At 65.7% G+C, this 18,229-nt stretch carries 16 protein-coding genes; 14 read left to right on the forward strand and 2 right to left on the reverse strand.

All coding sequences use genetic code 11. The features are described from left to right. Positions 1-326: 326 nt before the first annotated feature. From FA87_RS05710 to FA87_RS05755, 10 genes are all read left to right on the forward strand, one after another. Entirely contained in the window at positions 327-842 is a 516-nt protein-coding gene (locus FA87_RS05710) for a chemotaxis protein CheW (RefSeq protein ID WP_036114845.1), read from the forward strand. 84 nt (positions 843-926) lie between these two features. Next, positions 927-2,645 carry a methyl-accepting chemotaxis protein gene (locus FA87_RS05715; RefSeq protein ID WP_043693000.1) on the forward strand — a complete coding sequence of 573 codons (1,719 nt, stop codon included), beginning with the start codon at positions 927-929 and terminating at the stop codon, positions 2,643-2,645. Between the two features lie 3 nt (positions 2,646-2,648). Beyond that, on the forward strand, positions 2,649-3,524 hold the full coding sequence (locus tag FA87_RS05720) for a protein-glutamate O-methyltransferase (protein ID WP_036114839.1): 876 nt from the start codon (positions 2,649-2,651) through the stop codon (positions 3,522-3,524). Beyond that, the gene (cheD, locus tag FA87_RS05725) at positions 3,521-4,180 is read left to right on the forward strand and encodes a chemoreceptor glutamine deamidase CheD (protein WP_051943858.1); all 660 of its coding nucleotides are present in this window, start codon (positions 3,521-3,523) and stop codon (positions 4,178-4,180) included. The genes FA87_RS05720 and cheD overlap by 4 nt, the downstream gene beginning before the upstream one ends. A gap of 87 nt (positions 4,181-4,267) precedes the next feature. Beyond that, positions 4,268-5,407: a chemotaxis response regulator protein-glutamate methylesterase gene (locus FA87_RS05730; RefSeq protein WP_043693003.1), complete on the forward strand. Its 1,140-nt coding sequence runs from the start codon at positions 4,268-4,270 to the stop codon at positions 5,405-5,407. 16 nt (positions 5,408-5,423) lie between these two features. Next, entirely contained in the window at positions 5,424-6,605 is a 1,182-nt protein-coding gene (locus tag FA87_RS05735) for a methyl-accepting chemotaxis protein (protein WP_036114832.1), read from the forward strand. A gap of 11 nt (positions 6,606-6,616) precedes the next feature. After that, positions 6,617-6,922: an STAS domain-containing protein gene (locus tag FA87_RS05740; RefSeq protein ID WP_176167735.1), complete on the forward strand. Its 306-nt coding sequence runs from the start codon at positions 6,617-6,619 to the stop codon at positions 6,920-6,922. A gap of 387 nt (positions 6,923-7,309) precedes the next feature. Beyond that, positions 7,310-8,899 (forward strand): collagen-like triple helix repeat-containing protein, encoded by a 1,590-nt coding sequence (locus FA87_RS05745; RefSeq protein ID WP_052191166.1) that lies wholly within the window; start codon positions 7,310-7,312, stop codon positions 8,897-8,899. An 82-nt stretch (positions 8,900-8,981) separates the two neighbouring features. Then, entirely contained in the window at positions 8,982-10,643 is a 1,662-nt protein-coding gene (locus tag FA87_RS05750) for a ShlB/FhaC/HecB family hemolysin secretion/activation protein (RefSeq protein ID WP_197062369.1), read from the forward strand. Between the two features lie 99 nt (positions 10,644-10,742). Beyond that, positions 10,743-11,849 (forward strand): catalase family protein, encoded by a 1,107-nt coding sequence (locus FA87_RS05755; protein ID WP_197062370.1) that lies wholly within the window; start codon positions 10,743-10,745, stop codon positions 11,847-11,849. A 3-nt stretch (positions 11,850-11,852) separates the two neighbouring features. Here the strand turns inward: FA87_RS05755 and phbB are convergent, their stop codons facing one another. Continuing rightward, complete coding sequence (gene phbB / locus FA87_RS05760; protein ID WP_036118085.1) at positions 11,853-12,593, reverse strand: acetoacetyl-CoA reductase; 741 nt, start codon at positions 12,591-12,593, stop codon at positions 11,853-11,855. A 57-nt stretch (positions 12,594-12,650) separates the two neighbouring features. Beyond that, the gene (gene gluQRS / locus FA87_RS05765; RefSeq protein WP_043693009.1) at positions 12,651-13,538 is read right to left on the reverse strand and encodes a tRNA glutamyl-Q(34) synthetase GluQRS; all 888 of its coding nucleotides are present in this window, start codon (positions 13,536-13,538) and stop codon (positions 12,651-12,653) included. A gap of 192 nt (positions 13,539-13,730) precedes the next feature. Between gluQRS and htpX the strand changes: the two genes are divergently transcribed. The 4 genes from htpX to FA87_RS05785 all read left to right on the forward strand — a co-directional run bounded on the left by htpX (position 13,731) and on the right by FA87_RS05785 (position 18,023). Beyond that, entirely contained in the window at positions 13,731-14,621 is an 891-nt protein-coding gene (gene htpX, locus FA87_RS05770; RefSeq protein WP_036114822.1) for a protease HtpX, read from the forward strand. Between the two features lie 65 nt (positions 14,622-14,686). Next, entirely contained in the window at positions 14,687-16,555 is a 1,869-nt protein-coding gene (htpG, locus tag FA87_RS05775) for a molecular chaperone HtpG (protein WP_239708994.1), read from the forward strand. A 124-nt stretch (positions 16,556-16,679) separates the two neighbouring features. After that, the gene (locus tag FA87_RS05780) at positions 16,680-17,585 is read left to right on the forward strand and encodes an AEC family transporter (RefSeq protein ID WP_197062371.1); all 906 of its coding nucleotides are present in this window, start codon (positions 16,680-16,682) and stop codon (positions 17,583-17,585) included. 39 nt (positions 17,586-17,624) lie between these two features. After that, positions 17,625-18,023 carry a S4 domain-containing protein gene (locus FA87_RS05785; RefSeq protein WP_036114816.1) on the forward strand — a complete coding sequence of 133 codons (399 nt, stop codon included), beginning with the start codon at positions 17,625-17,627 and terminating at the stop codon, positions 18,021-18,023. Positions 18,024-18,229: the final 206 nt, after the last annotated feature.

Consider the following 18,229-nt stretch of genomic DNA (forward strand, 5'->3'; position numbering starts at 1 on the left):
GCCATCCCCGCCGCGCGGTGCCCCATGCGTTAACACCGTGCTGTACTCCCGTGCGGTGGCCCGTGCGGCACCCCGTCAGGTATCCCCGTGCGGTGTACCGCCGCGCGGTAGGAGCGCGCCCTGCGCGCGAAAAGCCGACAAAGCAATGAAGCGGCACCCCCGGTTCCCCATTCCGGCTCCCCATCCCCGACTGTCCCACCCCCATCACGCCCCCACACCCCACCGGATGCGGCACCGCAAAATTGCCCCTCAAGTCCCCACCGGAATAGCCGATACCCCAAGGGAAGGGGTCCCGAACCGCCGATCCGATCCGCCGTGGGAACGACATGAATCAAGCAGCCAATACCGCCATCGACGCGTCCGACGAGGCCGCGCAGTACCTGACCGTCAACCTCGGTAACGAGGAATACGCGGTGGATATCCTCGCCGTCCGCGAAATCCGCGGCTGGACACCGGTGACGCGCATCCCGCAGGCACCGTCCTATGTGCTGGGTGTGCTGAACCTGCGCGGCGCGATCGTGCCGGTGCTCGATCTTCGCCTGCGCTTCAATCTGGCGCGCGAGGAATACACCGCCACCACCGTGACCGTCATCGTCATGGTCAACGGCCGTCAGTTCGGCGTGGTGGTCGATGCCGTCTCCGACGTGGTGGAGGTCGCTCCCGGCGGCATCCGTCCGGTTCCCGACATGGGCACCACCGTCGATACCGAATACCTGAAGGGCCTCACGTCCGTCGGCGAGCGCATGGTGTTGCTGCTCGACGTCGACCGTCTCCTGCAGCCGCAGGACGCCCAGATGCTGGAAGCCGCGCTGGCTTCCACCGACGTCAAAGCCGTCGCCTGAGCGTAGAGGCGCCGTGGCGGCTTCGGTCGCCGTGGCGTGAGATGCCCGGTTTGCCACTGCCGCACTTTGCCGATTGGAATCGCAATGAATAAGTTCAAGTTCAAGATGCCCGCCCTGACCGTCCGTGGACGCCTTTACGGTGTGCTCGGTCTTTTGGGCGTCATGCTGATCGGCGGCGCCGCCGTCGGCCTCGGTGCCATGTACTTTCAGAACGAAGGCCTGCGCAAGGTCTACGAGGAAGAACTCGTTCCGTCCGAGATGCTCAGCCAGGTGAGCACGCGCGCCCTGATGGCCTTCGTGGTCATGGGTGAAGCCGCGGCGAAGGTGTCCGAGAAGGATCAGGTCAACCAGAAGCTTGCCGAGTTCCAGAAGCTCCAGGACGAGATGGCCAAGCTGAAGGACGATTACAAAAAGATGCCGATGTCGCCGGAGATCAAGAAGCTCTACGACCGCTGGCAGTCGTCCAACGACGAGTACAACTCGGCCAAGAACGACATGCTCGACGCCCTCAAGCAGGGTGACGAGGGCGCGCTCGACGTCATGGAGATGTCCGTCCGCCCGATCCTCATGGATCGTCAGGCGCAGCTCGCCAAGCTGGTCACCGCCAAGCGCGACGAAGCCGCGGCGATCTATGAAAAGCAGGCCGCCCAGTACAAGACGATCCGTGCCTTCTGCATCATTGCGCTGTCGCTCGGCCTGATCGTCAGCCTGCTGATCGGCGTGCTGGTGATCCGCTCGATCCTCCGCACGCTGTCGGTCACCGTGAACGTCGCCAACCAGATTGCCGAAGGCAAGCTGGGTCACGACGTGCAGGTCACCCGTCAGGACGAACTCGGCCAGCTGCAGGGCGCGTTCCGCGCGATGGACGAGCGCCTCAGCGCCATCGTCACCGAAGTGCGTCACGGTTCCTCGTCGGTCAGCACCGCCGCGCAGCAGATCTCGCGCGGTAACGACGACCTCTCGCAGCGCACGCAGGAACAGGCGTCCAGCCTGGAAGAAACCGCTTCGTCGATGGAAGAAATGACCTCGACCGTCAAGCAGAACGCCGAGAACGCCAGCCACGCCAACCAGCTGGCCCGCGGTGCACGTGAGCAGGCGGAGAAGGGCGGCGAAGTCGTTGCCCAGACCGTTGTCGCCATGCGCGAGATCAACAGTTCCAGCAAGAAGATTTCCGACATCGTCAGCCTCATCGACGAAATCGCTTTCCAGACCAACCTGCTGGCGCTCAACGCCGCGGTCGAAGCCGCGCGTGCGGGTGAGCAGGGTCGCGGCTTCGCCGTGGTCGCTACCGAGGTGCGTAACCTCGCCCAGCGTTCGGCGGGTGCGGCCAAGGAAATCAAGGGCCTCATCAACGACAGCGCGAGCAAGGTCAAGGCCGGTTCCGAGCTGGTCGACCAGTCCGGTAAGGCGCTCGCCGAGATCGTCGAGAGCGTGAAGAAGGTGACCGACATCGTCGCCGAGATCGCCGCCGCCAGCTCCGAGCAGTCGGCCGGTATCGACCAGGTCAACCACGCCGTGCTGCAGATGGACGAGATGACCCAGCAGAACGCCGCACTGGTGGAAGAATCCGCCGCCGCCGCCCGTGCCATGCACGAGCAGGCGACCGAGCTGAGCCGTCAGGTGTCGTTCTTCCAGGTCACCGGTACAGTGGCTTCCGCACCGGCCGCCAGGGCGCCGCGCAAGGACGCCACGCAGGAGGAGATGGAAACGGTGTTCGCCGCGGTGCGCAGTACGCCGGACGCCCCCGTGCGTCCGTCGCGTCCCGCCGAGTCGGCTGACTCCGGCGTTTGGAAGGAGTTCTGATCGATGAATGCGCTCGTCAACAACGGCGACAGCGTCGTACCGGCGAGCGCAGCGGGCCCGAGCCTGGGCGACGCGGACTTCGCCTTCCTTCGCGACTTCGTGCTTCAGCATTGCGGTATCTCGCTAGGCGAGCATAAGCGCCAGCTGGTCCAGGGGCGTCTGCTCCGCCGGCTGCGCACGCTGCGCCTCGACGGTTTCTCGGCGTACTGCGATCTGCTTCGTCGCGATCCGGACGGCGAACTGGGTGAACTGGCCAGCTGCATCAGCACCAACGTCACCTCGTTCTTCCGTGAGATGCACCATTACGACCTGCTCGTGGACGAGCTCCTGCCACGCTGGCTTGAAGAAAAGCGCAACGGTGGACGCCTGCGCATCTGGTCGGCCGGTTGCTCCACGGGCGAAGAACCGTACGCCATCGCCATGGTGCTGGCCGAGGCCATGGAGCGGATGGGCGTCAACATCGACGCGAAGATTCTCGCGACCGACCTGTCACCGCAGGCGCTGGAATTCGGGCGCAAGGGCGTCTACCCGGTCGACCGCCTGACGGGCGTGAGCGAAGCGCGTCGCAAGCGCTGGTTCCTGCGCGGCGAAGGCTCGTTCGACGGTTTCGCCCAGGTGCACCCGCGCCTGCGCGAGCTGGTCACCATCCAGCCGCTCAACCTGCTTCACGACTGGCCCATGCAGGGCAAGTTCGACGCCATTTTCTGCCGCAACGTCGTCATCTATTTCGATAAGCCGACCAAGCAGCGCCTGTTCTCCCGTTATGCCGGCATGCTGGAAAGCCGCGGCTACCTTTTCCTCGGTCACTCGGAATCCATGTACGGACTGTCCGAAGACTTCGACCTCATCGGTCGAACCGTTTATCGGAAACGCACATGACAGACGCGTTCGCGACCCTGCCACGCACGTTCGTCGGCTTCGATCCAAAGAGTGTGCTGCCGGGGTTCGAACACGTCCGCCGGTTCTGGGATCCCGCGCAGGAAGTGGTGACGGTCAAGATTCTGCCTGGCGAATACTACGTCAGCACGCAGGAAGAAATGATCTCCACCGTACTGGGGTCGTGCGTGTCGGCCTGCGTGCGCGACACGAAACAGCGCATCGGCGGCATGAACCATTTCATGCTACCCGAGCCCGCGGGCGAGCGTGACAGCTGGAGTTCCACCGTCGGTCGTGCCGCGCGTTACGGCAACGACGCGATGGAGCAGCTGATCAACTCGATCCTCAAAGCCGGCGGCCGTCGTGACGATCTCGAAGTGAAGATCTTCGGCGGCGGGCGTGTGCTGGCGACCATGACCGATATCGGTCAGCGCAATATCGCCTTCGTGCAGCGTTATATCGCCACCGAGAAGCTGCGCCTCTGCGCGGCCGACGTCGGCGACATCTACCCGCGTCAGGTGCAGTTCTTCCCGGTCAGCGGCAAGGTGCGTGTGCGCCAGCTGCGTGCCGCACACGACAACAATCTTGCCGATCGCGAGAAACGATACCTCAAGCGATTGGCTGACGATCCGATAAAGGGAGAGGTGGAGCTTTTCTGACGCGCCGCGCGGAAAGCTTTCCTCAAGACATTCAGTACCGGTCGGTCCACCGACAGGGACGTTACGCCACCCGAGTTGCCAGAGCCCATGCACAAAGTACGCGTTCTCATCGTCGACGATTCGGCCCTGGTGCGTAAGGTGCTGTCGACCATGCTCGAGTCCGATCCGGGCATCGAGGTGGTCGGTACCGCCGCGGACCCGCTGATCGCGCGTGAGAAGATCAAGCAGCTCAATCCCGACGTGCTCACGCTCGACGTCGAGATGCCGCGCATGGACGGCCTGACCTTCCTCGAAAACCTGATGCGCCTGCGTCCGATGCCGGTGGTGATGGTGTCGACGCTGACCGAGAAGGGCGCGGACGTCACGCTGCGCGCGCTCGAACTCGGTGCCATCGACTTCTTCACCAAGCCGTCGGCGGACCTCGCCAACACCTTCATGGAGCACGCGCCGGAGATCTGCGCCAAGGTTCGTCTTGCCGCCGGCGCGAAGCCGCGCGAGCGCTCCGAGGTGATGCAGCTGGATCATCCGCGCCACGAACCGCGTCACGACGCCGCTCGCCTCGAAGTGCCGCCGCGCCTTTCCGCCGACGCGGTGCTGCCGCGCGCGCAGACCGCCGGCAGCCGTGGCGGCACGCGCATCATCGCCATCGGTGCCTCCACCGGCGGTACCGAAGCCATTCGTGTGGTGCTCGCGGCCATGCCACCGACCGCACCACCCATCGTCATTACCCAGCACATCCCGGCCGCGTTCAGCGGTCCGTTCGCCGCGCGCATGGATACCTGCTCGGCGATGCGCGTGTGCGAGGCCCGCGACGGGCAGCCGATCCAGCCTGGCCACGCGTACATCGCGCCGGGCAGCCAGCACCTCCTCGTGATGTGGGACGGGGCCAGGCACGTGTGTCGTCTGCACGACGGCCCCCCGGTCAATCGCCACAAGCCGGCGGTCGACGTGCTGTTCCGCTCCATGGCCGCCAGCGTCGGCGCCGCCACCATCGGCGTGCTGCTGACCGGCATGGGCGATGACGGTGCACGCGGCCTCGGTGAACTCAAAGAAATCGGCGCACCCACGCTGGTCCAGGACGAAGCCAGTTCGGTCGTCTGGGGCATGCCGGGTGCCGCCTGGAAAGCCGGTGCCGCCAGCGAGATGCTGCCGCTGGACGCCATCGCCGCGCGCTTGCTCGCGCTCGCCCAAACCCCCGTTTCCGCCGCCGCGCGCGTCGGCACCTGAAGAACGAGACGTCATCATGGTCAATCCCAAGAACGAACGCAGCATCGGCTTCATCGCCAGTGCCATCGCCCTGGTCACCGTCCTGGTGTTCCACGCCGCCTGGGTCGCCCCGGTCGTCGTGGCGCTGCTGACGGCCACCTGGATCGCGATCAGCCTCGTGCCCGCACCGCTGCCCGATGTCGAGGTCGTGCTCAGCTCGACGGCATCCAACGACGAAGCGTCCGTGCGCGAAGCGATGGAAGACGTTCGCAGCGCCATCGTCGACGAGCTCGGTCACGCCAGCCGCGAACTCCATCAGGCACTCGACCTGGTCCGCGACGCGGTCGCCGAACTGGGCGGCGGCTTCAACGGCCTGTCGCACAAGACCGGCAAGCAGCAGAAGCTGCTCAGCCAGATCATCGAAAGCGGCGGCCAGGGCATCTCGGTGCAGGACTTCGCCGATCGCACCGCCGGACTGCTCGAGCATTTCGTCGGCCTGATCGTCCAGCTGTCGCGCGAGAGCCTGCGCATCGTCTACCGCATCGACGGCATGGCGAAGGAAATGGACGCCGTGTTCGCGCTGCTGAAGAACGTCAACACGATCGCCGAAGAGACCAACCTGCTGGCGCTGAACGCGGCCATCGAAGCGGCACGTGCCGGTGAGTCCGGCCGCGGCTTCGCGGTGGTGGCCGGCGAGATCCGCAACCTCGCCCAGCACAGCAACCAGTTCAACGAAAAGATCGGTACCCACGTGGAGCGTTCGCGCACCGCGATGGAACAGCTGCGCGAGCTGGTCGGCCACATGGCCTCGCAGGACATGAACGTGGCGCTGTCCGCCAAGGGCGACATCGACCAGATGATGTCGACCATCACCGAGTCCAACCAGCGCACCAGCGCCGCGGCGGACGAGGCGGCCATGATCAACCGCGGGCTCGGCACGGACGTCTCGACGACCATCCGCTCCCTGCAGTTCGAGGATATCCTCAGCCAGCTGCTGCACCAGACGCGCTCGCGTCTTGTCGAGCTGCAGGAAATCACCGCCGACTGCACACGTGACATCGAAGAACTCGCCTGCGCGCCGTCCGATCCGTCCGAGCTCGGCGCCCGCGCCCAGCGCGTCCGCTCGCGACTGGCCGAACAGCGTGAACGCGCCCGCCTGCGTGCCCGCGGCCCCGCCCTCCAGCAGTCGATGGCTGCCGGCGACATCGACCTGTTCTGAGGGAAGACACCATGGCCATCAACGTCCACAACGATACCGATCACGGCTGCCTGACCCTGCACCTGGGCGAGCGCTTCGACTTCTCCATCCATCGTGCCTTCCACGATGCCTGCCTGGGCGACGTGGCAGCGGCCCGCAGCTACGTGCTGGACCTCGAGCAGGTCACCAGCATGGACAGCTCCGCGCTGGGCATGCTGATGCTTCTGCGCGAGCACGCCGGCGGCGACCGCGCCGAGATCCGCATCGTCAACGCCGGTGCCGACCTGCGTAATACGCTGCGCATCGCTGGCTTCGATAAGCTTTTCACCGTGCACTAAAAGCGGCTCAAAGACCGGCTTCGGTTTCACGGAAACGCCCTGGCTTGCCGGGGCGTTTTTTTGTGGCCCGGTGAATTGCGACGGCGAAGCCGAGCCCGACGAAGAACACGTCGTTTCCCCCATCCGCCAGCCGATTTTCCGACGGAAAAAACAGCAGTTACCCGAATTTCGCGTTTCGCTCGATCCAGTGCGCCGTCGCTTTGACGCCCGTCAACATTTGGCCGAAATAGCGTTGAAGATGCCCGTTTATCCGCCATTTTTGCGTATTTCAGCGCAGGGCCTGCGAGTCTCATGAATTCACCGGCTGTGACGTGGGTCACATTCGATGTTCAGCTCCCACATGGCAGGGGGCGCTACCCAGAGCGCTGTGCGCTCGAGGAGTGAATCATGAGCGAGCACAAATTCAGCAAGGTTCTCACCCGCACTTTCTTCGTCAGCTGCCTGCTCGCAGGCGCGGTGTCGATGACGGCATGCAGCGGTCATGGTTCGACGCGTTCCGGCGGCGGGTCCGGTACCAGTGTCAATCCGAGCGGGCAAGGTGGAACCGGCGGTGGCGGCGATAACGGTGGCGGCACGGGAGGTACCGGCGGCACCGGCGACAACGGCGGCGGTACGGGTGGCGCAGGCACCGGGGGTACCGGCGGTGGTGGAGCGGGCGGCGGCGGAGCGGGCGGCACCGGCGGCACCGGCGGCGGCGGTGGCGGCGATGGTGGCGGTACCGGCGGTGGCACCGGCGGCGGAACCGGTGGCGGTGGCGGTGGCGATGGCGGCGGAACGGGTGGCGGCGGTACGGTTCCTCCTCCGGTCGTCCGCACCACCGCGGGCACCGCGGCGTCGGGGCTTGGCGGCATCATTGCCGCCATCGGCAACACGGTGTCGGACGTCGGTTCGACCATTCCCGGCGTGAGCGTCCTGGGTGGCACCACGGGCCTCACCGACGGCCTGGGTAACGCTGTCGATGGCCTTGGTGGAGCGGTTACCACTTTGGGCAACGGCGTGACCAGCGGTCTCGGTCAGATCGGCAATACCTCGGATCCGGTCGGTACCACCACGGATACGCTGGGCAACGTCGTGACCCAGGTGGGCGGCGCGGTGAACGATCTGGGTGGCGGTGTCAGCACGGTGGGCGCGGGCACGCCGATCACCCCGATCACGGCGGCGGTCGGCACGGCGGTCTCGATGGTCGGCACGGGCGTCGAGCAGCTCGGTTCGTCGCTGGGTGGCGCGCTCAATTCCAACTCGGCCAATGGGCTGACGCAAACGCTCAGCAATGTCGTCACGCCGGTTGCGATGGCTTTGGGTGACAGCGCGTCGCCGATCAACTCGGGCAACCTGGTCGCGGCGGTCGGTACGGGCGGCGGCAATCTTGTCAGTGGCACGAGCACGGGCGTCAGTGCCCTGGGCGCCAGTATCGCCGCGGTGCAGGCACCGGGCGCGGCCGGTGGCCTCACCACGACAGCGGGAACGGCGGTACAGAACGTGGGAGCGGCGCTGGCTCCGATCGGCAGCGGGCTTTCCAACGGCCTGGGCAAGGCGGGCACTGGCGCAGGCGACACGGTCGGCACGACGCTCGCGGGTGTGACCAGTGGCGTATCCGGCGTGGGCGCCACGGTCTCCGGTCTCGGCACCGGCGCGCTCGCTCCGCTGGCACCGGTTACCACGGGTCTGGGCAATACGGTCACCGCCGTCGGCAACGGCGCCACGGCAGCGGTCTCTGGCGGCGGTGCATTGTCTGGCGTGACCGGCGGCGTCAGCACGGTCGTCAACACCGTGGCCGCGGCCACTGGCGTGGGTGCCACCGCAGGTGGCGGCTCGACGGGTTCGGCAGGCCTCGGCAATGCGCTGGCCGGTGTGACCAATACCGTGGGCAGCTCGGTCGGCGGTCTGGTCGGTGGCCTCACCGGTGGCGCTTTGCAGAACAACAACGACAACCCGAAGCTCGGCCTCAAAGGCCTGCTGGGTGGTGGCAACCGCTGAAAACTGAAAGCGTGGGAAAGACGGGCGGCGCACACGCGCCGCCCGTTGTCGTAGCAACATGGAAAAAATCAGGGGAAAGTCCATGAATCGATGGTTCGGGTGCCTTCTTGGCATGACCGTCGTGTGTTCCGCGCAAGGGCAGGTCCGCGCCCCTGCCAATCCGTTGCAGACCCTTCCCCGAACGGAAGCGCCGAAGCAGGCGCCCGTGAAGGTCAACGTGGAAGCGCCCACGCAGGCTATGGAAGCTCTGCTCGCCAGCCACCTGACACCGACGCGTTTCGACGTGACCGGTGTCAGGTCCATTCCGTTCGCGAAAGTCGCGGCGGAATTCGCGCCCATGCGTGGCAAGGACACCTCGGTGCGCGAACTGATCGCCGCGGCCGACCGTGTCACGGCGATGTACAAGCAGGCCGGCTACGCGTTGTCGTTCGCCTTCGTGCCGAACCAGAGCTTCGCCGGCGGCGTCGTGCACATCGCCGTGGTCGAAGGCTACGTCTCCGAAGTCAGCGTGACCGGCGACACCGGCAACATGGATTCACGCGTCCGGGCCATCGCATCGCACGTCGTCGGCGAGCGTCCGCTGCGGCAGGAGACCTTCGAGCGCTATACCCAGTTGCTCGGGCAACTGCCCGGGCTCACGGTCGGTGCCAACGTCCCCCCGCCGACGACGACGGATGGCGCGACGAAGCTCGAGCTCGTCGCCAAACGCCAGCGCTACGACGTCAACTACGGTATGGACTTCAACCATCCTGGCGCGCAGGGTGTCTTCACCCTGCTGGAAAACGGAGCGACACCGCTCGGTGAGCAGCTCAGCCTGTCCACGCTGTTCCCGAACGGGGGAGGGCAGCGACTCTATTCGCTCGGTTATATGGAGCCGTTCGGCTCGGAAGGCTGGCAGGGCAAGATCGATGCGACCCGCTATTGGGGCTCCCCCGACACCGATAACCAGTTGCCGGCGTATCTCGATCACCGGCTGACGCAGGATCGTCTGGCGCTCTCCACCGTCTACCCCATCGTGCTGACCAATACCCGGCGGCTGAGCCTCACGATGGGCATTTATGCGTCCAGACAGGACGACCGTTATCGCAACACGGACAATGGTGCGATGGTGGCGCTGCAGTCCAGCATCCGGGTACTTAATGCGGAACTGGCATGGCTTCAGGCAGGCACGCAGCGTACCGGGCAGTTCAGCATTGCGGCGGCGCATGGCTTCGCCGGCATGGGTGCGTACTCGCGTGCGGTAAGCAACAACGGACCGCTGGCGATATCCACCCCCGACGTCAGCTTCACCCGCTACACCATGAACTTCGCCTGGTCGGAGCAGTGGAAACACAAGTTCGGTACCGTGGTTCGCGGGACCGGCCAGTACAGCGACAACGCCTTGCCCTCGACCGAGCAGATCAACTTCGGCGGCCCGAGTTACGCCTATGCCTACGACCCGGGCGATGCCGCGGGGGACAGCGGCTGGGCGGCGTCGGCCGAGGTCAATCGCGGCTTTGTCTCCGGTACGAAGTGGATCAAGTCCGTGGTGCCTTATCTGGTCTACCAGACCGCTCGCGTCTACCTCAATGGCTCACGTCCGCTGATCGACAAGCTGGATTCGGCGGCCGTTGGCGTGCGCGTGTCGGACAACAAGCACTACTCCCTGGATTTCGCTCTGGCCAGGCCGACGGGCGACCGTCCCCCGGAAAGCGACGACCGCGAGACCCGGTGGAACCTCACCTTCAGCTACAAGCTGATGTAGCGGCGGCGATGCGCCTTCACGTGGCGTGCCTCGTGCCGACCGGACGTTCACAGCGGCGGCGGCACGATCCACCGACGCCACCTGACCGGAAGCCGCCCTATGCCCCTCTCGTTGACCCCGCCGCCGATCCTTTTCGACGAATCGCTCGAGCACATCGAGGCGGATGAGCCGGAGACCGCGGAGCAGCTCGTCGAGACACTGACGAAGATCAACCAGACCACGCTGGAGCACGAGAACCACGCGTTCCGCTCGGTGCACGCGAAAAGCCATGGGTTGCTCACCGGTGAGCTGATCGTCCCGGACGATCTCCCCGTGGAACTGGCGCAGGGCATTTTTTCGAAGCCCGGACGGTATCCGCTGGTCATGCGCCTTTCCACGGTGCCGGGCGACATCCTCGACGACAGCGTTTCGACGCCCCGCGGCATGGCGATCAAGATCCTGGGTGTCGAAGGCGAACGTCTTCCCGGCAGTGTCGGCGACGCCACGCAGGACTTCGTCATGGTCAATGGCCCGGCGTTCTCCGCGCCAAACGCGAAGAAGTTCGCCGGCACGCTGAAGCTCGTGGCTGCCACGACCGATCGTGCCGAGGGCGCGAAAAAAGCCTTGTCAGCCGTGTTGCGCGGTACCGAGCGCGTGATCGAGGCCTTTGGCGGCAAGAGTTCCACGCTGCTTGCCCTGGGCGGTCAGCCGGAAACCCATCCGCTGGGCGACACCTACTACAGCCAGGCGCCGATTCGTTTCGGCGACTACGTGGTGAAGGTGTCGGTCGCGCCGCACTCACCGAACCTGACCGCGCTCACGGGTGCGGAGCTCAACGTCAACGGCAAGCCCAACGGCCTGCGTGACGCGATGGTCGAGCACTTCGCCCGCGAAGGCGGTGAGTGGGATCTGCGCGTCCAGTTCTGTACCGATGCCGAGAGCATGCCGATCGAGGACGCCTCGGTGGCCTGGTCGGAAGAAAAGAGCCCGTACATCGACGTGGCGCGCATCGTGCTTCAGCCACAGGAGGCATGGAGCGAAGTGCGCCAGCAGGCGATCGACGACGGTCTGTCTTTCAGTCCGTGGCATGGCGTGGCCGCACATCGCCCACTGGGTTCGGTGATGCGTGCCAGGCGTGTGGCGTACATGGTGATGTCGAAGTTTCGTGCGCACCACAATCACCGCACCATCGGTGAGCCGAACTCGCTGGACGACCTCGGGCTCTAGGACTTACCAGCCCATGTAATGGCCGCCGTTGATCGCGAGATTGGATCCGGTGATCCAGCCGGATTCTTCCGAGGTAAGGAACGCCACGGCGTGGGCGATCTCTTCGGGGCGGCCCAGCCGTCCCACGGGGATCTGCGCAACGATCTTGGCGCGGATGTCTTCCGGCACGGCCATGACCATGTCGGTGCCCACGTAACCCGGCGACACCGTGTTGACCGTGATACCGAAGCGCGCGTTTTCCTGTGCCAGCGAGATGGTGAAACCGTGCATGCCGGCCTTGGCCGCGGCGTAGTTGGCCTGGCCGTACTGGCCTTTCTGGCCATTGATCGAGCTGATCTGCACGATACGGCCCCACTGACGCGAGCGCATGCCTTCGATCACCGGGCGGGTGACGTTGAAGCAGGCATTGAGGTTGGTGTTCACCACCTCGGTCCACTGCTGGTAGTCCATCTTGTGGAAGGTGGTGTCGCGGGTAATGCCGGCATTGTTGATCAGGATCTCGACCGGACCGGCCAGCGCTTCGACCTCGCGGACCATGGCTTCGGCGGTGTGCGGCTCGGAGACGTCCCCGGGCACCATGACCACGTCGATGCCGTCGCGGATCATGTCCTCGCGCCAGGCGGCGGCACGGGCTTCGTCGCGGTAATTGGTCGCCACGCGATGACCCTGACGGGCAAGGTAGCGCACGAGCGCCGTACCGATGCCGCCGGTGCCTCCGGTGACCAGGGCCGTGCGTTGCGTGATCCCTTGCTTCATTTCTGACCTGTTTCGGTGGTGGCCCGTTTTGCGGGCAAACGACTTTTATAGCGTCGGGGCGGGGGTAAGACTACTGCGGCGAAGCGACGCAGGCGAAAATCCATCGAGCGCATCGCGCAGGATCCGCTCCGGACGGGTGGCCGCGGAGCGGATGTCCACGCCCAGCCACGCCAGGGCGCGGCGCAGGGGGGGCAGCGGATCCCCGGCATCGACCGGAAGGGAGGCTGCGGACTTCGACAGTTTGCGGCCTTCCGCGTCGAGCACCAGGGGCAAATGCAGATAATCCGGTGTGGGCAGGCCCAGCAGGCACTGGAGATGAATCTGCCGGGCCGTCGAGTCGAGCAGGTCGGCGCCACGAACGACCTGGGTGATGCCCTGGTCGCCGTCGTCCACGACGCAGGCCAGCTGATACGACCAGAGCCCCTCCACACGGCGGATCACGAAGTCGCCCGCCGTTTCCCGGAGGTTTTCGCGCTGGGGTCCCTGGAGGTCGTCGTGCCACGTGACGGTCCGGTCGGGCGTGCGCAGGCGCCACGCGGGCGGGCGTGACGGGTCCGGCGGCGCGATGCAACGTCCGTCCCGATGAATGCCTCCGTGGATGGCCAGGTCGGCACGGCTGCACCAGCAGGGGAAGACCCGATCGGCCGCCTGCAGGCGTGCGAAGGCGGACTCATACAGATCGTTCCGGCGCGACTGGTACGCCGGGGCTTCGTCGGCGATCAGGCCGAACCCCTCCAGCGTGGCGAGGATCGACATGGCCGATCCGGGAATCTCGCGTGGCGGATCGATGTCCTCTACGCGCACCAGCCAGTCACCGCCCGCGCGCCGCGCCATCAGCCAGCTACCTACGGCTGCGACCAGCGAGCCGAAATGCAGGGCGCCGGTGGGAGAGGGAGCGAAGCGTCCCCGGTAGCGTGGAGGGTTCGATGACACGAAAAGTTGAGCAGTTTCTCAAGGCGTGCGGGACGCGGATGACTCAGTGTAGGCGATGACGCCGCCGACGGACCCGCGTCAGGGCGCGGCCCGGCTGAACGCGGCGCATGCGGGCATTGAATCGTTCAGCGTCTGCCCCGAAAACTTCGCCAGGGCGGCGCCACACAGCCAGCCGTCATAAGAGAGAAACCCATGTTCAAACGCATCGCTCTTTTCGTTGCCACCAACCTCGCCGTCATCCTTCTGCTGATGTGCGTGACCCATGTGCTGGGTATCGACCAGTGGGCCGCGCAGCGCGGTATGGGTATCGGCGGCCTGATCGTCTTCGCCTCCGTCTTCGGCATGGGCGGCGCCTTCATTTCGCTGGCCATCTCCAAGTGGACCGCGAAGATGAGCACCGGTGCCAGGGTGATCACGCAGCCGGCCAATGAGACCGAGCGCTGGCTCGTCGAGACCGTCCGCCGTCACGCCGAAAAAGCCGGCATCGGCATGCCCGAGGTGGCGGTCTACGACGCCCCGGAGATGAACGCCTTCGCCACGGGCATGAGCCGCAACAACGCCCTGGTGGCGGTCAGCAGCGGGCTGCTCCAGCAGATGGACCGCGAGCAGGTCTCGGCCGTGCTCGGCCACGAGATCGGGCACGTCGCCAACGGTGACATGGTCACCCTCACCCTGATCCAGGGCGTCCTGAATACGCTGGTGATCGTGCTGGCCCGGATCGTCGGCCGCGTGGTCGACAGCTGGATGAGCGGCGGCCGCGAGCGCGACGGGGAGGGCGGCATCGGGTATTTCGTCGTGGTCATGGTGCTGCAGATCGTTTTCGGCCTGTTCGCCTCGATGATCGTCATGTGGTTCTCCCGCTGGCGCGAATTCCGCGCCGATGCCGCCGGCGCCAGCCTGGCGGGGCGCGCGTCGATGGTTTCGGCCTTGCAGCGCCTGTCCGGCAACCATGGCGATACCTCCCTGCCGCAGACGATCCAGGCCTTCGGCATCTCCGGCCATCTGGCCTCGGGCTTCAAGCGGCTGTTCATGAGCCACCCGCCGATCGAGGAGCGGATCGCGGCACTGCAGAGGGCGGCCTAACCTTTTTTCCTCACGGAGCCGCCCCCATAATCCGCTGCCAGTCCATCCCATGAAGGAACGGCATCGTGAGCCAGGAAACCCGTAAGTTCGAAGCCGAGGTCGCCCAGGTCCTGCATCTGGTCACCCACTCCCTTTACTCGCACAAGGAAATCTTCCTTCGCGAGCTGATCTCAAACGCCTCCGACGCCTGCGACAAGCTGCGTTTCGAGGCCCTGGCGCAGCCCGACCTGAGCGCCGACGACGCGGACCTGCGCATCCAGATCACCTGGGATCCGGATGCGCGCACCATCAGCATCCGCGACAACGGCATCGGTATGAGCAAGGACGAGGTGGTCGCCAACATCGGCACCATCGCCAGCTCCGGCACCCGTCGCTACCTCGAAGCCCTATCCGGCGAGCAGAAAGCCGACGCGCGCCTGATCGGCCAGTTCGGCGTCGGTTTCTACTCCGCCTTCGTCGTGGCCGACAAGGTCACCGTGATCACCCGCCGTGCCGGCGCCGCGGACGTCGAAGGCGTGCGCTGGGAGAGCGACGGCAAGGGCGAGTACGTGCTCGAGGACATGACGGTCTCCGAGCGCGGCACCACCGTCGTGCTGCACCTGAAGGCGGATGAGGACGAATTCCTCAAGGCCTGGCAGCTGCGCTCGCTGGTCACCAAGTATTCCGACCACGTGGCGTTCCCGATCAGGATGCCCGTCGAAAAGGACGGCAAGCCGGACCCGACCGAGTGGACCACGATCAACTCGGCGTCCGCGCTGTGGTCACGCCCGAAGAGCGAGATCACGGACGAGGAATACCAGAACTTCTACAAAGCCCTGGGCCACGACTTCAACGACGCGCTGGCCTGGACGCATAACCGCGTCGAGGGCAGCCAGAGCTTCACCACGCTGCTCTACGTGCCGGAACAGCCGCCGTTCGACCTGATGGGCGGTGGCGGCCGCGAAGAGCCGAAGGGCCTCAAGCTGTACATCAAGCGCGTCTTCATCATGGACGCCGCCAAAGAACTCCTGCCCACCTACCTGCGCTTCGTGCGCGGTGTGGTCGACGCCGACGATCTGCCGCTGAACGTCAGCCGCGAGATCCTGCAGCAGAACCGTCAGCTGGAGCGCATCAAAGCGGCCTGCACCAAGCGTGTGCTCGATCTGCTGGAGAAGATCTCGCGCGACGAACCGGAGAAGTTCGCCACGTTCCTCGCCGGTTTCGGCAATACGCTCAAGGAAGGCATCGTCGAAGACACCGCCAACCGCGACCGCATCGCCAAGCTGCTGCGCTTTGCCTCGACCAAGGGCGAGGGCTCGGCCAAGACGGTATCGTTCGACGAGTACATCAACCGCGCCGCGGTCGGTCAGGACACCATCTGGTACGTCACCGCCGATAGCTACGCCGCCGCCGCCGGCAGCCCGCAGCTGGAGGCGCTGAAGTCGAAGGACATCGAAGTCCTGCTGATGTTCGACCGCGTCGACGAGTGGATGCTCGGCTACCTCACCGAGTACGACGGCAAGCGCCTGCGCAACGTGGCCAAGGGCGAGTTCCCGCTGGACGAGGCCGACAAGGCGAAGCAGGAGGCCGCCAGCGAAGCCGCCGCGCCGCTGATCGATCGCGCCAAGGCGCTGCTCGGCGACCGCGTCGGCGACGTCCGTGTGTCCGCACGTCTTACCGATTCGCCGTCGTGCCTCGCGCTCGCCGACTTCGATCTCGCCCCGCATCTGGCTCGTCTGCTTCGCGAAGCAGGGCAGGACGTGCCGGAATCCAAGCCCGTGCTCGAACTCAACCCCGAGCATCCGCTGGTGAAGCGTCTCGCCGCGGAAGCCGATGACACCCGGGCGGCCGATCTCGCCGGGTTGCTGCTCGAGCAGGCCGAGATCACCGCCGGTGCGCAGCTGTCCGACCCCGCCGCCTTCGTGCAGCGGATGAACCGGGTGCTGCTGGGCTAGAGGCGCCGAAGAATGTAGGAGCGCGCCTGCGCGCGACACACCTGGCGACCACGTGCCGATGGTGAGCCGTGTCGCGCGCGAGGCGCTCCTACATCTGACGGGGCGGGCTGCTATCGTTCGCCCCATGTCAGCCTTGCTCATCCTCTTCGTCTGTCTGGCGCTCGGCATCCTCTGCCGGCGTTACGCCAACCTGCCCGAGGGGATGGTTCCCGGTATCAACTGGTGGGTGCTGAACGTCGCGCTGCCAGCGCTGGTTCTCGCGCTGGTACCGCATGTGACGGTCGATGCGCACCTGTGGTTTCCGGTGGTCGGGATGTACGTCACCTTCTTCGGTGCATGGGCGCTTTTCGCGCTGCTTGGCCGGGTCCTGGGCTGGTCGGCGCAGCGGATCGGCTGCCTCACGCTGGTGAGCGGCCTGGGCAACACCTCGTTCATGGGCTATCCGTTGATGGAAGCCCTGCACGGTAAGCCGGGTCTGTCGATCGCGGTCATCGCCGATCAGTTGGGCTGCTTCCCCTTGCTGGCAGCGGGCGGCATCGTGGTCGCGTCGATCTACTCCGGCAAGGGTGCGAGTGTTCCGACTATCGTCCGGCGGGTACTGACTTTTCCGGCCTTTCTGGCCTTGCTCGTGGGTATCGTCGTGAGCGTGTCTGGGGGCTGGCCGTCGGCGATCGAGAAGGTTCTTCTGCAAGTCGGTCAGACCCTGACGCCGCTGGCGCTCTTCTCCGTCGGCTTGCAGTTCAAGCTGCACCTGCGCAGGGAGGAGGCCGGGCCTCTCGCCGCCAGCCTCGGCTGGAAGCTGCTGCTGGCGCCGTTGATCGTCCTGAGTATCGGCCTCGCCGTTGGCGTAAGCGGCCTGATACTCACCGTGGGCGTGCTGCAGGCAGCCATGGCTCCGATGATTTCGGCGGCGATTCTCGCCGACCAGCACGGACTGGAGCCGCGTCTGGCGAACACCGTCCTGGGCGCAGGCATTCTGCTGTCACTCGTGACCATTCCGCTGGGCAACCTGTTTCTCCCCGCCGGCTGACCGCTTGGATTTCGGGCGGGCCGTCCGCACACTCTTCGCATGACCGATCAGACCAGTTCCGCAGGTGTGCGTGCCGATGTGTGGCTGTGGGCCGCGCGCTTCTTCAAGACCCGCAGCCTGGCCAAGCAGGCGATTGAAGGCGGGAAGGTTGAGCTCAATGAGGGCACCTGCAAGCCCGCCAAGCTAGTGGCCGTCGGCGACACGTTCAAGATCACCCGCGGGGAAGAACGCCTGACCTGCATCGTCGCCGCGTTGTCGGGCAAACGCGGACCCGCACCAGAGGCGCGCAAGCTCTATACGGAAACCGACGAAAGCGTTGCCGAACGCGAACGTCAGCGCGAGGATCGCCGCCTCACCGGCGGTGCGTTGCTGCGCCCGGACTCGCGCCCTGACAAGCATGCACGGCGCCTGATCCAGGACCTGAAGAAAACCCTGTAAATACCGTTCCCATCGGTCATGGCAGGTTGATAGGGCGGCGGAAAAACTTCGATGAGCCGTGACTGACCTCTGGGATCGGCGCCGCTTGTTCCCGTGACCCTTTCAGTGTCCAATCGGCGGATGCCGGCTGGCAGGATCATTTTCAGGGAACAAGGACAGCATGATGTTTTACGGTCTACGCGAGCGATCCCCTCGATCCATCGCTT

The sequence above is a fragment of the Luteibacter sp. 9133 genome (genome assembly GCF_000800155.1).
Classification (GTDB): Bacteria; Pseudomonadota; Gammaproteobacteria; order Xanthomonadales; family Rhodanobacteraceae; genus Luteibacter; species Luteibacter mycovicinus.

Excerpts from the sequence above, each read along its gene's own strand:
- FA87_RS05710 (WP_036114845.1), top strand. The coding sequence starts at position 327 with ATGAATCAAGCAGCCAATACCGCCATCGACGCGTCCGACGAGGCCGCG.
- FA87_RS05715 (WP_043693000.1), top strand. The coding sequence starts at position 927 with ATGAATAAGTTCAAGTTCAAGATGCCCGCCCTGACCGTCCGTGGACGC.
- FA87_RS05720 (WP_036114839.1), top strand. The coding sequence starts at position 2,649 with ATGAATGCGCTCGTCAACAACGGCGACAGCGTCGTACCGGCGAGCGCA.
- cheD (WP_051943858.1), top strand. The coding sequence starts at position 3,521 with ATGACAGACGCGTTCGCGACCCTGCCACGCACGTTCGTCGGCTTCGAT.
- FA87_RS05730 (WP_043693003.1), top strand. The coding sequence starts at position 4,268 with ATGCACAAAGTACGCGTTCTCATCGTCGACGATTCGGCCCTGGTGCGT.
- FA87_RS05735 (WP_036114832.1), top strand. The coding sequence starts at position 5,424 with ATGGTCAATCCCAAGAACGAACGCAGCATCGGCTTCATCGCCAGTGCC.
- FA87_RS05740 (WP_176167735.1), top strand. The coding sequence starts at position 6,617 with ATGGCCATCAACGTCCACAACGATACCGATCACGGCTGCCTGACCCTG.
- FA87_RS05745 (WP_052191166.1), top strand. The coding sequence starts at position 7,310 with ATGAGCGAGCACAAATTCAGCAAGGTTCTCACCCGCACTTTCTTCGTC.
- FA87_RS05750 (WP_197062369.1), top strand. The coding sequence starts at position 8,982 with ATGAATCGATGGTTCGGGTGCCTTCTTGGCATGACCGTCGTGTGTTCC.
- FA87_RS05755 (WP_197062370.1), top strand. The coding sequence starts at position 10,743 with ATGCCCCTCTCGTTGACCCCGCCGCCGATCCTTTTCGACGAATCGCTC.
- htpX (WP_036114822.1), top strand. The coding sequence starts at position 13,731 with ATGTTCAAACGCATCGCTCTTTTCGTTGCCACCAACCTCGCCGTCATC.
- FA87_RS05780 (WP_197062371.1), top strand. The coding sequence starts at position 16,680 with ATGTCAGCCTTGCTCATCCTCTTCGTCTGTCTGGCGCTCGGCATCCTC.
- FA87_RS05785 (WP_036114816.1), top strand. The coding sequence starts at position 17,625 with ATGACCGATCAGACCAGTTCCGCAGGTGTGCGTGCCGATGTGTGGCTG.